Source organism: Marinomonas sp. THO17 (assembly GCF_040436405.1).
GTDB lineage: Bacteria > Pseudomonadota > Gammaproteobacteria > Pseudomonadales > Marinomonadaceae > Marinomonas.
Genome location: NZ_AP031575.1, coordinates 1,487,173 through 1,502,283 on the forward strand (window position 1 = coordinate 1,487,173; position 15,111 = coordinate 1,502,283).

At 44.6% G+C, this 15,111-nt stretch carries 14 protein-coding genes; 7 read left to right on the plus strand and 7 right to left on the minus strand.

Annotated features, from left to right (window positions below; genetic code table 11):
• The first annotated feature begins 2 nt into the window (after positions 1-2).
• The 5 genes from rutB (at position 3) to ABXS85_RS07040 (ending at position 3,253) form a co-directional block, all read left to right on the plus strand.
• Entirely contained in the window at positions 3-737 is a 735-nt protein-coding gene (rutB, locus tag ABXS85_RS07020) for a pyrimidine utilization protein B (protein ID WP_353669326.1), read from the plus strand.
• 29 nt (positions 738-766) lie between these two features.
• A complete protein-coding gene (gene rutC, locus ABXS85_RS07025) occupies positions 767-1,150 on the plus strand; it encodes a pyrimidine utilization protein C (RefSeq protein ID WP_353669327.1) in 384 nt (127 codons plus the stop codon).
• Positions 1,151-1,226: 76 nt separating this feature from the next.
• Positions 1,227-2,006, plus strand: a complete 780-nt coding sequence (rutD, locus tag ABXS85_RS07030; RefSeq protein WP_353669328.1) for a pyrimidine utilization protein D — start codon at positions 1,227-1,229, stop codon at positions 2,004-2,006.
• Positions 2,007-2,091: 85 nt separating this feature from the next.
• Entirely contained in the window at positions 2,092-2,682 is a 591-nt protein-coding gene (locus tag ABXS85_RS07035) for a malonic semialdehyde reductase (RefSeq protein WP_353669329.1), read from the plus strand.
• Positions 2,683-2,734: 52 nt separating this feature from the next.
• Positions 2,735-3,253, plus strand: coding sequence for a flavin reductase (locus tag ABXS85_RS07040; protein WP_353669330.1), 519 nt, complete (start codon positions 2,735-2,737; stop codon positions 3,251-3,253).
• Positions 3,254-3,476: 223 nt separating this feature from the next.
• Here ABXS85_RS07040 and ABXS85_RS07045 read toward each other — a convergent pair whose 3' ends face one another.
• Together ABXS85_RS07045 and ABXS85_RS07050 are read right to left on the minus strand one after the other, a co-directional pair.
• Entirely contained in the window at positions 3,477-4,601 is a 1,125-nt protein-coding gene (locus tag ABXS85_RS07045) for an extracellular solute-binding protein (protein ID WP_353669331.1), read from the minus strand.
• 98 nt (positions 4,602-4,699) lie between these two features.
• Positions 4,700-6,040: a glutamine synthetase family protein gene (locus tag ABXS85_RS07050; RefSeq protein WP_353669332.1), complete on the minus strand. Its 1,341-nt coding sequence runs from the start codon at positions 6,038-6,040 to the stop codon at positions 4,700-4,702.
• A gap of 314 nt (positions 6,041-6,354) precedes the next feature.
• Between ABXS85_RS07050 and ABXS85_RS07055 the strand changes: the two genes are divergently transcribed.
• Together ABXS85_RS07055 and ABXS85_RS07060 are read left to right on the plus strand one after the other, a co-directional pair.
• Complete coding sequence (locus ABXS85_RS07055; RefSeq protein WP_353669333.1) at positions 6,355-7,638, plus strand: FAD-binding oxidoreductase; 1,284 nt, start codon at positions 6,355-6,357, stop codon at positions 7,636-7,638.
• A 28-nt stretch (positions 7,639-7,666) separates the two neighbouring features.
• Positions 7,667-8,332: a TetR/AcrR family transcriptional regulator gene (locus ABXS85_RS07060; protein ID WP_353669334.1), complete on the plus strand. Its 666-nt coding sequence runs from the start codon at positions 7,667-7,669 to the stop codon at positions 8,330-8,332.
• A gap of 89 nt (positions 8,333-8,421) precedes the next feature.
• Here ABXS85_RS07060 and ABXS85_RS07065 read toward each other — a convergent pair whose 3' ends face one another.
• From ABXS85_RS07065 to ABXS85_RS07085, 5 genes are all read right to left on the minus strand, one after another.
• Entirely contained in the window at positions 8,422-10,887 is a 2,466-nt protein-coding gene (locus ABXS85_RS07065) for a tetratricopeptide repeat protein (protein WP_353669335.1), read from the minus strand.
• Between the two features lie 263 nt (positions 10,888-11,150).
• Entirely contained in the window at positions 11,151-12,221 is a 1,071-nt protein-coding gene (gene dctP / locus ABXS85_RS07070) for a TRAP transporter substrate-binding protein DctP (protein WP_353669336.1), read from the minus strand.
• Positions 12,222-12,260: 39 nt separating this feature from the next.
• Positions 12,261-13,553: a TRAP transporter large permease gene (locus tag ABXS85_RS07075; RefSeq protein WP_353669337.1), complete on the minus strand. Its 1,293-nt coding sequence runs from the start codon at positions 13,551-13,553 to the stop codon at positions 12,261-12,263.
• A gap of 56 nt (positions 13,554-13,609) precedes the next feature.
• Positions 13,610-14,161 (minus strand): TRAP transporter small permease subunit, encoded by a 552-nt coding sequence (locus ABXS85_RS07080; RefSeq protein WP_353669338.1) that lies wholly within the window; start codon positions 14,159-14,161, stop codon positions 13,610-13,612.
• Positions 14,162-14,208: 47 nt separating this feature from the next.
• On the minus strand, positions 14,209-15,111 hold the full coding sequence (locus ABXS85_RS07085) for an aldo/keto reductase (RefSeq protein ID WP_353669339.1): 903 nt from the start codon (positions 15,109-15,111) through the stop codon (positions 14,209-14,211).

Genomic DNA, 15,111 nt, shown 5'->3' on the forward strand with positions numbered 1-15,111 from the left:
ACATGAGCATTGAAGAACTCAAATTATCAGGCTATTACGATGGCACTCAAGCTAATGAAATCATATTGCCAGCCAAACCTGAGCCATTAACCATTAATCTAAAAGAAACTGCCATTATCGTAGTCGATATGCAAAACGCATACGCCACCAAAAACGGTTACTTGGATCGTGCGGGGTTTGATATTTCAAGCACTGGCCCGGTGATTCAGCAAACCGCCAAAGTATTGGATGTGGCACGTAACGCAGGCATGCCTGTGGTCTACTTCCAAAATGGTTGGGATCCAGAGTACACAGAAGCAGGAGGCCCCGGCTCACCCAACTGGTACAAATCCAACGCCTTAAAAACCATGCGTAAGCAACCTGAACTCATGGGAACCTTGTTAGCAAAAGGCACGTGGGATTATGAACTGGTAGAGGAACTGGCCCCGCAACCTGGTGACATTGTTATTCCAAAAACTCGCTACAGTGGTTTTTACAACACCAACTTGGACAGCATGCTGCGCAGTCGTGGAATCAAAACCCTCGTCTTTACAGGCATCGCCACCAATGTGTGCGTGGAATCGACTTTGCGAGACGGCTTTTTCTTGGAATATTTTGGCGTCGTCTTAGCCGATGCAACTCATCAGGCGGGTTCGGAGTCTATCCAACAAGCTTCTTTATACAACATAGAAACCTTCTTTGGCTGGGTTTCTGACGTAGACACTTTTTGTGACCAAGTCGCAAAACAATCGACATAACAAAACCATTATCAATCGAGGAAACATTTATGAGTAAAAAATCCATTATCCCAGCAGGCACTGGTAAACCTCTTGCTCCATTCGTTCCTGGTTCAATGGCAGACAATGTTCTGTATGTGTCTGGAACCTTACCCTTTGATAAGGACAACAATGTGGTTCACGTTGGCGATGCAGCAGCGCAAACCCGCCACGTTCTTGAAATCATCAAAGGGGTAGTAGAAGAAGCCGGAGGCACCATGGACGATGTTACCTTTAATACTGTGTTAATCACCGACTGGGACAATTACGCAGCAGTAAACGAAGTGTATGCGGAATACTTCCCGGGCGAGAAGCCGGCCCGTTACTGCATCAAATGTGGTTTGGTGAAACCGGATGCCTTGGTCGAAATTGCCAGCTTTGCGCACATTGGCTAATAGAAAGTTGATCGCAGCAGCCTAGGAAAACCACCTAAGCTGCTTTTTCCAATGATTATGGTGATGAGGCCCCAGTATGTATTATGAACTCCACGGGTTAGAACAAGTTGATGCCCCCACATTGGTGTTTAGCTCTGGTTTAGGAGGTTCCGCAAACTTCTGGCAAAGCCAGCTGCCTGAATTAACCGAGCGTTTTCGTATACTGATTTACGATCAAGCTGGAACGGGCCGCAGCCCTGCCAAACTCTCGTCTGATTACAGTATAAAAACCATGACGGACGAATTGCTAACACTGCTAGAAGAGTTAAATATACAAAAATGTCATCTCATCGGTCACGCTCTCGGTGGTTTGGTGGCCTTGCAAATGGCCGATCAAGCCCCTGAAAAGCTGCAAAGTATGGTGCTTATTAATGCCTGGAGCAGCCCGAATCCACACACCCTAAGATGTTTCAATATTCGCAAAGCCATATTAGCCAATTGTGCGCCAGACATTTATCTGCAAATGCAAGCCTTGATCTTGTATCCGCCAGATTGGATTGCCAACAATATCAAAGCATTGGAGGAGGAAGAAGCGCATTTAAAAGCACATTTTCCAGATCGAGACAATTTGTTAGCACGCATTAGCGCATTAAGTGAGTTTGATATTGAAAGCCGCTTAGCCAATATCACCACACCCTCTTTGGTGGTCGCTAACAAAGACGATTTATTAGTGCCTTGGCAACGCTCACAAGTGCTGTCCGATGCTCTCCCCAATGCCCAGTTACGTTTGATGGATTATGGTGGTCATGCCAGTACCATTACGGCAAAAGACCATTTTAATACCTTACTCATCGACTTTTTAGACGCACAAAATTAGCCGAGTCCGCCATGTTTCCATCTAACCAAACAATAAACGGCCCTTATTAAAGCGCCATTACCTCAAAGATTAATAGGATTTCATTATGAGTACCCCTTTAAACCATGACGCTTTGGCACAGCTGTTTAGCGATGCCCACACTCATACCTCTTGGCAGGATAAAACCATTCCTGAGGATGTCATTCAGCAACTGTATCAGCTGGTAAAAGTGGGCCCTACTTCCGCTAATTGCTGCCCTGCACGTTTTGTGTTTGTGCAGTCAGAGGACGCCAAAGAAAAGCTTAGACACTGTCTATCTAGTGGCAATGTAGAACAAACCATGAGCGCCCCTTGCACCGTAATAATTGCCTACGATGAAGCGTTTTATGAGCAACTGCCAAGCCTCTTCCCTTATGCGGATGCACGCAGCTGGTTTACTTCGAGTCCTGAAGCGGCTTATGAAACCGCCATGCGCAACAGCTCATTACAAGGTGGCTACCTCATCAGTGCGGCACGTGCCTTGGGATTAGACAGTGGTGCCATGTCGGGCTTTGATGCCACATTACTGAACGACACCTTCTTCAAAGACAGTACTTGGAAAGTGAATTTCCTTCTCAATATTGGTTATGGCGACGACACCAAAGTACATAAACGCTTGCCACGTTTGAGCTTTGATGAAGCCTGCAAAGTTATCTAATAAAGAACCCCAATAATCTGACAATAAAACAAATATCACGAGAGAATATGCTATGAGCGAAATGCAAATCGAAACCAAATTGGGAATTTCAGCGCAAGCCTTTAAAGATGGTATGGCAAGTTTGGCAGGTGCGGTCAATATTGTCACCACACTGGATCAAGGAGAAAAAGTCGGTTTCACAGCAACCGCCGTTTGCAGTGTCAGTGACAGTCCTGCCACTTTATTGGTGTGTTTAAATCGCAATGCGTCTGTCTACGAACGCTTCAAAAACGCCTCAACACTGGCCATCAATACCCTAGCAAAAGGGCAAGACGGCTTATCTAATGTATTTGGTGGCAAAGCCCCCATGCAAGAGCGCTTTAACAATGGTGAATGGCAAAGCTTACAAACCGGCTCCCCTGTGTTAGCGGATGCCGCAGTGAGTTTTGATTGTCAGATTATCCATCGTCAAAGTGTGGCGACTCACGATGTTTTCTTTTGTGAAGTGTTAGCCATAAAACAGACAGATAACGCTGGCGCCCTACTTTATTTTCAACGTGGCTATCATCACTTAAACGCCAATGCTGTATAAAGCCTTGTGTCGTACTAACGAAAAAGGCAGCTCAGCTGCCTTTTTTACATTTTCAACAATATCACGACATAGATAAACTGATAGCAAAAAGCGGCCCTCTTAAAGCTGCCCGTTCACTAAGATTTAGCCATTGAGATGATCCCAAAATAGCTACACACAAAAAAGACTTTCAGCGGCTCTCAAAGCAACACCGAAAGTCATTCTTGTTTAACCAGCTTAGTGTTTATCGTCCCGTCTTCACTTTCGTCCATAAACGCGTCAATAATCGCTCGATTCTGACCCCACGAACTTTTTGTGTATAGAGGAGCTTTTTCACACTTTCTGGCGGATAAATACCTGGGTTACCTGAAATCTCTTCATCAAGTAAATCAAAGGCTGGCAAGTTTGGGTTAGCGTAGGCAACATAGTTAGACACCTCAGCAATCACCTCAGGCTCCAATAAGTAATTTATAAACTCAAGAGCTGCATCTGGGTTGTTAGCCCCTTTTGGAATGCCTAGCATGTCAAACCACAACTGTGTGCCTTCCTTTGGAATGCGATACTGAATATCAATACCATTCTCGGCTTCCGCGGCACGATCTTGTGCTTGGATGACATCACCAGACCAACCAACGGCTACACAGATGTCGCCATTTGCTAACGCACTAATATAAGAAGAAGAATGGAACTGACGAATATAAGGTCGCACCGCTTCTAACAAAAGCACCCCTTCACTGTCCAAAGCGTAATCGCTACGATTTGTACTGTTTGGATCTTTGCCAAGATAATTTAGCACCAAAGGATAAATTTCATCAGGAGAATCCAAGAACATCACACCACACTCTTGGAGCTTTGCCATGTTCTCAGGTTTAAAAACCAAATCCCAGCTATCAACAGGAGCGTCTTTCCCTAAAATTTTTTCCACTACTGCTTTGTTGTAACCTATACCTGTTGTACCCCACAAATATGGCACGCCATATTGGTTACCTGGATCCAAGTTATTGAGATAACTCAGTAATTCAGGATCAATATTTTGCAAATTGGGTAACTTGCTTTTATCCAGCGGCATAAACACACCCGCTTTAATCTGACGTCCCATAAAAGAAGCCGTCGGGACCACTAGATCATAACCAGAATTTCCGGCCAGCAATTTGGCTTCTAATACCTCATTACTATCAAACACATCAGCAGTCACTTTGATGCCGGTTTTCTCTTCGAAGTTTGCAATCGTATCTTCACCTATATAATCAGACCAATTATAAAACTTCAGTTCATCTTCAGCATGACCAACCACAGGAACCGTTGCCACCATCGACAGCAACAATGGCGACATAATATGTTTTAACGAATGGAATAACGCTTTTTTCATACCTTTTGTGCCTCAATTAATAACGATTGATAATTATTTATAATTATTCTTTATCAAGCTAATTTTAAATGCCCAGAGCCTTTGCTAAAACAACGGCCTTAGACATTCAACAACAGATGCTCTCGCTCCCACGAACTGATGACCTTATTGAAGGTTTCAAACTCAGATCGCTTCACACCAATATAAGCATCGACAAACTGTTGCCCCATGATTTCACAAATCTCAGGACACCCCTCTAAAAGACGCAGTGCCTCTTCTAAAGTACGAGCCAACTCAATTTCTTCCATATCAATGGCTTCTTCCTCATTAGAAGGCTCACTTGGACGAAGCTTCTCTTTCATGCCTAAATAGCCGCAAGCCAAGCTCGCCGCAATGGCTAAATAAGGATTGCAATCTGAACCGGAAAAGCGATTTTCAATACGGAAACCTTCCGGCGAAGACACCGGAATGCGTAATCCCGCAGTACGATCATCTACCCCCCACTTCATATTGATTGGCGCCGCCATTTCTGGCGCAAAACGTCGATAAGAATTTACGTTTGGTGCAAAAAAACTGATGGCATTTGGGGTATATTTCTGCAAACCACCTAAGTAATGATAAAAAGTCTCACTGTACTTACCATCAGTATTAAAAATATTCTGGCCTGTTTTTATGTCCACAACACTTTGGTGAATATGCATTGCACTGCCTGGCTCATTCTGCATCGGCTTAGCCATGAAGGTGGCATGAATATTATGCTTTATCGCAGTCTCACGCATGGTACGTTTAAAGACAAATACCTGATCGGCAAGATCAAGTGGATCACCATGCAAAAAGTTAATCTCCATTTGCGCCGCGCCAGATTCATGAATTAGAGTATCTACGTCCAAATCCTGTGCTTCACAATAGGCGTAAAGAGTGTCTATAACAGGATTAAACTCATTTGCAGCATCAATACTATAAGACCGACGTGCGGTCTCGCGACGTCCCGAACGCCCTTCTGCAGGTTTAAGTTCGTAATCCGGATCTTTATTCTTTTGTACCAAATAAAACTCCATTTCTGGTGCAATAACCGGGCGTAATCCTTCCTTTTCATACAAGGCCAATACATGGCGCAAAATAGTTCTGCTGTACAAAGGATGAGGATTGCCTTCAGAATCATAACAATCATTAATTAACTGTGCCGTTGGTTCATCTGCCCAAGGCACAATTCGTAAGGTATTCGTATCTGGTACTAAAATCATGTCCCGATCACGGGCATCGACAATATCATAGTGGTTATACGCCCAGTCTCCCGTCACGCTTTGTACCAAAACAGTTTCAGGCAAGCGACCTTCTTTTTCAGCCAAAAATTTTCGCGTCGGATAAAACTTACCTCGCGCATTCCCCGTCATATCTGACAGTAAGGACTCAATTTCTGTAATTGCATTTTTTTTAAGGAAATCCTCTAGGACACCCATATATCACCTTTTATAAAATCTCTATGGAAGGTCAAAAAAACGCTCTGTACTATCTTCTCAGGCATATGACACTATTTTCAGACATATGACACTATTTACAAAAAAACCGTCAGAGTGTTTTTCTTATCGAGCAGTTCATTCAGTAAACAAAAAACCGAATCATTACTCGAATTAAACCCTATTTAATGATCGAATAAAAATCAACAAAAATTTAAAAACGTGACTCTAATAGGCAAAAAGTCGTTTTTTTAATTGAATTATTATTCGGCTTTCATTAGATTTCATTGCTAAATTGTTTGCCTAGGGAACACCTTATGAAAAACCATGGATTTGAAGCGTCTTACTACGCCAATACAGTCAATCAAACCCTAAGTTTTCCTTCATTAGGTAGCGATATGGAAACGGACGTCTGCATTATAGGTGGAGGTTACACAGGGCTGTCCGCGGCACTTCATCTCTCTCAACAAGGTTATCGAGTCATTTTACTGGAAGCACACCTTATTGGCTCTGGCGCTTCTGGGCGTAATGGTGGTCAAATTTGCCAAGGTCACAACATGAGTCATCAGGCAATCGCAAAACGCACTAACAAAACAGTAGCAGATAAACTCTGGCAGCTGTCGATTGACTCCGTTGACTTGGTTAAACAGCTCATTAAAGAACACCAGATTGACTGTGATTTCAAAACTGGCGTCCTACATGTGGCCGCAAAATCGTCTCACATTAATGAGATAAAAGAAGCCGTTGACTACAAAAATACCATCCTAGGCTACGATAAAATTCACTACCTTGATAGACAGAGTGTCGCCGCAAAACTAGGCACTGAAAAATTTCACGCTGGCGAATTTTATCAAGACGGTGGGCATCTTCATCCCCTTAATTTTGCCCTTGGTCTTGCTAAAGCGGCACACAATAAAGGTGCTAAGATTTTTGAACACACTAAAGTATTAAGTTACTCAGCCGGTGAAAATCCCAGCGTAAAAACGGCAAAAGGCACGGTGAAAGCCAACTACCTGTTATTCGCATGCAATGGCTATCTCGGCAAGCTTAACCAGCAAGCGGCCAAAAAGATCATGCCGATTAACAACTTCATTATTGCTACCGAACCACTAGCAGACGAAGTGGTTAATCACATTAATCCTGACGATCTTGCTGTCGCGGATTCCAAATTTGTTATCAATTATTTTCGTTTATCCGCAGACAAGCGTATGTTGTGGGGCGGTGGCGAAAACTACAGGTCACGATTTCCAAAAGACATTGCTGCATTTGTACAAAAGCACATGCTATCTGTCTATCCCGAATTACAATCCAGCAAAATCGATTTCAGCTGGGGCGGCACCTTAGCCATCACGCTCAACCGAATGCCGTATTTTGCTCACCAAGAAAAAAATGTCTTTGTGGCCCAAGGTTACTCAGGACACGGTGTCGCATTGGCAACGTTTGCAGGCAAACTGATTAGTGAAGCCATCGCAGGAACCGCAGAGCGTTTTGATCTGTTTGCTGAAATCCCAACGGCCAATTTCCCAGGAGGCACTCTGTTACGTTGGCCGGGCTTAGTCGCAGGTATGTTGTATTACTCACTTAGAGATAGGTTATCCTAACAAGCGACACATGAGGTAAAAGAATCCTATGACGCCACCCCGTAAAACTCAGCAACTTGATGAGATCACACAAAACTTGTCACCACGCAGCGAACCGGTACAAAACCGCTCTATTCGCCGTTCAAAACAAATTATTGATGTGACCGCTGAGCTCTTGGAGCGCGTTGGCTTAGATGAACTGAACACCATTATCATTGCCAAAGAAGTGGGCATTTCTATTGGCTCTCTCTATCACTACTTTCCCAACAAATACGCCATTCTGTATGCCATGGGCACCCGTTGGCTAGACAGCATCGAAAGCGTGTTCACAGAAGTCCATCAATGGCCCCTTGAACATCTGGCGGTAAACGATCTGATCGACAAAATATTGGCAATCCACCTCAAAACCTATAAGAAACAAAAAGCCATTCTTGCCCTAGTGCAAGCCATGTTTTCCGTCAAAGAACTCAGAGAATTAGATGAAAAGCATGACGAATTGGTCATCAACCAAATGTCCGATGTCTTTAAACGAATTGGTATTCAATGCCATATTCGGGAAAGAGAACGTATCGCACGCCTCTACCTTGAAGTGACCCACAGCACCTTTCTTGTCGTGGTAAATCAAAATGAACAAAGAGCGAAACGCACTTTGGCTGACTTAAAGCGTATGATAGAAAGCTTATTTCATTACCATCTAGCGGCAAAAGAAAGTTAACAAGACTACAAATATCACTATGTTTATCTTTATAGGAAATCACGACTCATTCAGCGCATTTACGGCTCATGTTCAAACCTAATAAGAGGCTATAACCTCACGCGCTTTTTCAGCTTACCCACTTTCTCAATCGCGTCTTCTAAGCCTTGATCCGCCGCGAGTTTATACCAATGATAGGCTTGCTCTTGGTCTTTGGGCACAGCATAGCCAAACTCATAAAAAATCCCCAAGTTAAACTGGCCTTGCTTTTCGCCCTGCTCGGCTGCTTTTGAATACCATGCAAACGCAGTGGTTAGGTTTTTCTTTACCCCCTGTCCATTTTCATAGGCAAAACCGACATTCACTTGTGCAGAGGAGTAACCTTGCTGAGCGGACTTTAAAAACCATTCATAAGCAATCGCATGGTCCTTTTCAACACCTTTACCATCAGTATAAAAGACCCCCATTTTATATTGTGCATATTGGTCGCCTTGTTGTGCTGCTTTTAGGTACCAGTTTAGCGCTTCATTATTATTTTGCTCTACGCCCAGACCATATTCGTAGCTATAAGCTAAGCTATATTGCGCCCTACCATAACCTTGTTGCGCTGCTTTTTGATACCAGTAAACAGCCATCTGATAATCTTGTTCTCCCCCTACTCCCTCATCATAAAGGTCGGCGAGATTCGCTTGCGCATACATGTAGTCTTTATCGGCTGCCTTTTGGTACCAATCTCTTGCGTACTGATAATTTTGTTCCACCCCCAAGCCTTCTTCGTACATATGGGCAAGATTATTCTGCGCTCTTAGATTACCTTGCTGCGCCGCTAAGAGATACCAGTGGGCGGCTTGACGATAGTCTTGCAATACGCCCATTCCCTTTTGATAAACATAGCCTAAATTCACTTGAGCAGGCGCATAGCCTCGTTGAGCCGCTTCATCATAAAAATGAGCGGCTTTCACAAGATCCTTGGTAACCCCAAGCCCTTGCTCATAAAAATACCCAAGGTTAGTCAAGGCACGGCGGTTACCTAATTGCGCGGCTTTTTCATACCAATGAAGCGCAATGTTATAATCTTGCTCGACCCCAATGCCTTGATCGTAGAAATAACCAAGATTAACTTGCGCATAAGCATAATTTTGCTCTGCCGCTTTAGCATACCAATATCTAGCTTGTTGGAAATCCTGTTTGACGGAAAAACCATTTTCGTAGAAAAAGCCCAAATTCGCCTGCGCTTTTACTTCCCCCAATGCAGCCGCCTGCCGAAACCATTTCTCGGCTTCTTGATAACTTTGCTTCACCCCTAAACCGTCTCTTAACAAGTAACCAAGATTACTCTGAGACGAAGCATGTCCTTTGTTCGCAGCCAGTAAATACCATTTCGCCGCTTGCTCATAACTTTGTTCAACTCCCGAACCTTCTTCATACATAACGCCGAGATTGTTTTGCGCATAAATATTGCCTTGATCAGCCGCTAACTGATACCAAGACACCGCCAGCTTATCGTTCTCTGGTACACCAATACCATCATCATAAAGATACCCCATGACATTTTGCGCCGGGGCATAATCTTGTTGTGCCGCTTTCAAATACCACTCACGGGCCATATCATAATCTTGCTCAACCCCTAAGCCTTTACGATACAAGGTTGCCAAACTGTATTGACCATTCATGTCACCCTGCTCTGCCGCATTACGGTACCAAGCTTCCGCTTTGTTATAATCTTGGTTAACTCCTAAGCCTGTCTCATAAAGATAACCAAGGTTCACTTGTGCTCGGGCAAAATTGCGACTCGCCGCTTCTTGATACCAATAAAACGCCTGAGCATAATCCTGTTCAACACCCTTTCCCTCTTCATACAAATAACCTAAATTGGTCTGCGAATAATAGTCGCCTTCTTGTGCCGCGATGCGATAAAAGTCGGCTGCTTTAGAGAAGCTTTGTTCAACACCCAAACCATTTTCATGTAAATAACCTAGATGGGCATTGGCCACATATTCCTTATGATCCGCTGCCTTTTGATACCAGAAAAGAGCTTGTTGATAATCCACAGACATTCCCATGCCATACTGATACAGATAAGCTAAATTAAATTCAGCGCTGCCATAGCCTTGCGCGGCTGCCAATTCATACCAATACTTAGCTTTTGAATAATCTTGCTCTATTTTTGACGCACCTTCATACCACCAACCGAGATTATTTTGCGCTTCTGCCAATCCTGATTCGGCTGCCAAGGTCATCCACTTAAGCGCCAAGTTCATATCTTCGGCCACTTGCTTTTCACCAAACAGCATTCTGGCCAAATACATTTGCGCTTGCGCATCACCTTGCTCAGCCGCCGCCAGACAAAATGGCAACGCCTTAACATAGGCTTCACTATCGTATTTGAAATAACATTGTCCAGACTGAGATACGAGAACCTGATCAGCCACCATATCCTGAGTTATTTGTGGAAGAGGCTCGATCACAGGCTGAGATGGCTTACTGACACAAGCACTCAACACCAACAGGCACAGGGAAAAAAGAACCCAAACAGAGAAAAAACGTGACAACGAGCGCAGTTTGAGGTGAAGCATTACATTTCCTTGCTAATCTGATTCACACTTCCATGAAAAGAAGCTTTACCATTTTTAATGAGGATTTATCCTAAACACAATACCTCAAGCGAAAGAAAATATTGAATGTTGAATATGACAAAGTCTGCAAGCGCTCTTGTTGAGCCTTTCAATGAAGCAAAATAATAGGAAGGTAAGGGACAGCCCACTCATGTTGGTCAATTCGGCTACAAAAGAAAAAGAGGCGAAACATGCCGCCTCTTGAATTGGACTCGCTTTAAGGCTTATTTCAAATCCGCGTCGTATTCCGCCTGAATTTTTTGTTCAGCCGCTTTCGCCGCGTCGTTGAGGAGCTTGTACCACTTTTCGCCGTCTTGAATGTTTTCTTGGAACCAAGCGTAAACAGGTTCAGCGGCTTTAGCGAACTGCTCTTTCTCTGCTGGAGTAGGTACATATAATTCGCCGCCTGCTTCAGCGAAAGCTTGATATGCGGTAATGGACTTACGCTTTGGCGAAGCAAAGGTAGCTTGCTGCAACGCCGAGAAACCATCAACTACAACGCGACGTAAGTCATCTGGCATAGCCATAAAGACTTCATTGTTCATGTACCACAAGGCAGACATATATGCATGGCCGTCTAGAGTAACGTGTTTTAATCCTGCATCAGTAAACTTCATACCCATGATGTCAGTAATGCCGTTTTTAGAGCCTTCTACTACGCCAGTTTGCAACGAAGTAAACAAGTCACCCCATGGAATCGGTGTCGGGCTCGCACCTAACGAACGTACTAGTTCCTGCGGTAGATCTGACACCACGGTACGAATCTTCAGCCCCTCTAGGTCTTCAGGTGTTTTCACCGTACGTTGAGTGTTGGCAAAGTTACGCCAGCCACCAGTATTACCTATGGTCATCAAGCGAACAGTATCCCCTGAGTCTGCTAAGATTTGCGCACGTAGTTGACGAGTGAAATCCCCAGTGAATACTTCTTCTGCAACACGGTCATCACGCAATACATAAGGCAGATCCAGCACTTGTACATATGGATACATAGCTGAAGCACCGCCCGAGGTGGAAATATAAATGTCTACCGAACCGTACTCAACCGCTTCAAGACACTCAACACCATTGCCACAAAGCTGAGTTCCCATAAAGATATCAACGGCGATTTTGCCATTTGAATGGGATTCTACAAAGTCTTTAAAGACCACTAGGCCATCATAGTCTTCATCGTTCTCGTTGGAGTTTGCTACGGCGCGCAGATTAAAATCCGCTGCTTGTGCCAAGCCACTTAACATGACTCCAGCACCGATTAACGTCGCGGCAATTACACTATTTATTTTTGTTTTCGTGAACATGTAACAGTCCTCTTTAATGGTTTTGCTTTGCTTTTGCACCTATCCAGCCACCAATCCGAGCATGCGTGGTAAAGTCATGGATAGAGATGGGAAAAAGGTCACCAAGAAGATCACTAAGACCTCCACGGCTAAGAAGGGCAGGATCGCCTTGGAAATGCTTTCGATACGCTCACCAGAAACACTGGACGCCACGAACAAGACTAAGCCCATGGGCGGTGTCGCCAACCCTACGGTCAAGTTGACACTCATGATGATGGCAAAGTGTACTGGGTCTATGCCTAAATTGATAAAAATTGGCCCTAAGATTGGTCCCAGGATAATAATGGCTGGACCGGCATCTAAGAACATACCCACCACAAATAACAGTAGGTTGATCAAGAACAACAACATCAATGGATTTTCACTGATGCTCAGTACCCAGTCAGCCAAAATCTCAGCACTGTGGGACAAGCTCACCACTGTCTTAAACGCAATAGCGGAGCCAACCAACAAGAGCACCACAGCTGAAGCCTGCGCCCCCTTGATAAAAATGTCTGGCAGGTCTCTTAGCTTAACGGTTTTCATCACCCAAACACTGATGATCAAGGCATAAGCTGTTGCAATGGCAGAGGCTTCGGTTGGCGTGAAGATACCACCTATAATGCCCCCCAAGATGATCACAGGTGCAAACAGCGGAAAAATAGCATTGCGCGTCGCCGTACCACGCTGTTGCCAGGTTGATTTGGGACCAGCCACAGGAAAATCGTATTTCTTCGCCATCATAGCGATCATAATCATCAAGCCGCCACCAATCATGACCCCCGGCACAAGACCCGCAGCAAACAGGGCAGCAACAGACACTTCCATGGTGTAAGCATAAATAATCATAATGCCAGACGGCGGAATGATGGGGCCAATGACAGAAGACGCCGCGGTAATCGCGGTAGCAAACTTACGGCTGTAACCATTCTTCTCCATGGCTGGAATCATCATGGAACCTATGGCTGAGGTATCCGCCACCGCCGAGCCCGACAGGCCCGCAAACAACATACTGGAAAGCACGTTAACATGCGCCAAACCACCACGCACATGACCGATAAAAGCTTGTGAGAACTGCACTAGATTCATGGTGATACCGCCACGGTTCATCAGCTCACCAGCTAGCATAAAGAATGGAATGGCCATCAAAGGAAAGGAATCAATGCCGTTATAAATATTGCGGAACAGTAAAGAAATGTCTCGTTCCATGCCCGTCACATAAAGCATGGCACCAGGTGCTGCCAACATGGCGAAAAACACCGGCATACCGATCAACAGCAAGACTAAAAATAAAGGTAAAAACAGAGCTAACATAATGTGCGTCTCTTGTTATTATTGTTCTAAATAAGCGCCGTCAAACTGCGACCTGACTATTCGGCAGGGGCATCCACATCAACGTCAGCACCCAGGGCAAAATGCTTATGGCCAAGCAGGCAACCAATTTCCCGCAGACACAACTCGATATTTGCCAACAACATGGTGAAAAAACACACCGGCATAGCGAGGTAAATCCATGCACGAGAAATGTGAATCGAGGCCGCTCGAGAACGGAAACCTCGATCAAAGAAGTCGATACCCAACACTGTTAATTTTACCAATACGGCTCCTGCGACCAGTAACAAGACCAATTTCAACACACTGGACGCTCGTTCAGGTAACGCGCTTAAAAACATATCAATAGCAACGAATGAACCGCGTCGGTAGGCTTCTCCGGCTACCATTGCCATCATCCAAATCATCAAAGCACGCGCCGCTTCTTCCGGCCAAGGTAAAGCATTACCCAGCACATAACGACAGAAGACTTGCAACAAAATCACACTGATCATCATTGCCACCAGCACCCAAGCGATGTTTCGCCCGATGCGGTTAAGCAGCATATTAATGGCGGTAAAGCAGGACACCAGCATTCTAAGAATGGCCATGTGTTACTCCCTCATAAACCTATTGTTATTATTATCGTATGTTACCTTTAAGGGACTTCATGTCCGGCTGCCGCGGTCCAAAGCTCGAACCAAGTTTCACGGTCAATTTGAATATCCAAGATGCTTGAAAGATCTTTGATACGCTCAAGATTATTGGTTCCCACCACTGGCAAAATATTCGCTGGGTGGGCTAACAACCAAGCTAAGGCAAGATGATCAGAGGATGCCCCCTGCTCTTTCCCTAAACGTTCAAACAAAGGTGTCAAACGGCGAGTTTCAGGCGTATCAGCAAACAAAGCACCGCCACCTAGAGGCGACCATGCCATTGGCGTGATTTGATCTAACTGCATGGCACTCAAGCTACCATTGGTAAAAGCGTCTCGCTGCAACAGGCTCATTTCCACTTGGTTTACCACAAGTGGATGACGCATATTGGCCTGCAATAAACGCCAATCCCAAACATCAAAGTTAGACACGCCCACAGCGCGAACTTTACCACTGTCTACTAAAGCATCTAACGCAGCGCCGGTTTCGGCAGCATTCATCAAGGGATCAGGGCGGTGAATTAATAATAAGTCTAGATAGTCTGTGTGAAGATTGTTAAGACTCTGTTCAACACTGGCTGTGATGTATTCAGCACTGGTGTCATAGAACTTCACTCGGCGGTCAGGGAACTTTTCTGACATCAGGGCAATGTCACATTTTGAAATAAGCTGCATCTTAGGACGCAGGTTAGGGTCTTGAGCTAAAGCTTGACCGAAAAGCTTTTCGCATTCGTAATCGCCATAAATATCTGCGTGGTCGAAGGTAGTAATGTCTTGCTCAAGACATAGGTCAATTTTCTTTCTAACATGAGCAAGTGACACATCACTAGCGTCTGCTAAACGCCAAACACCGTAAACTAATCGGCTGAACTGCAGATCAGATTTGCCAATTTGAACCATTCGCAT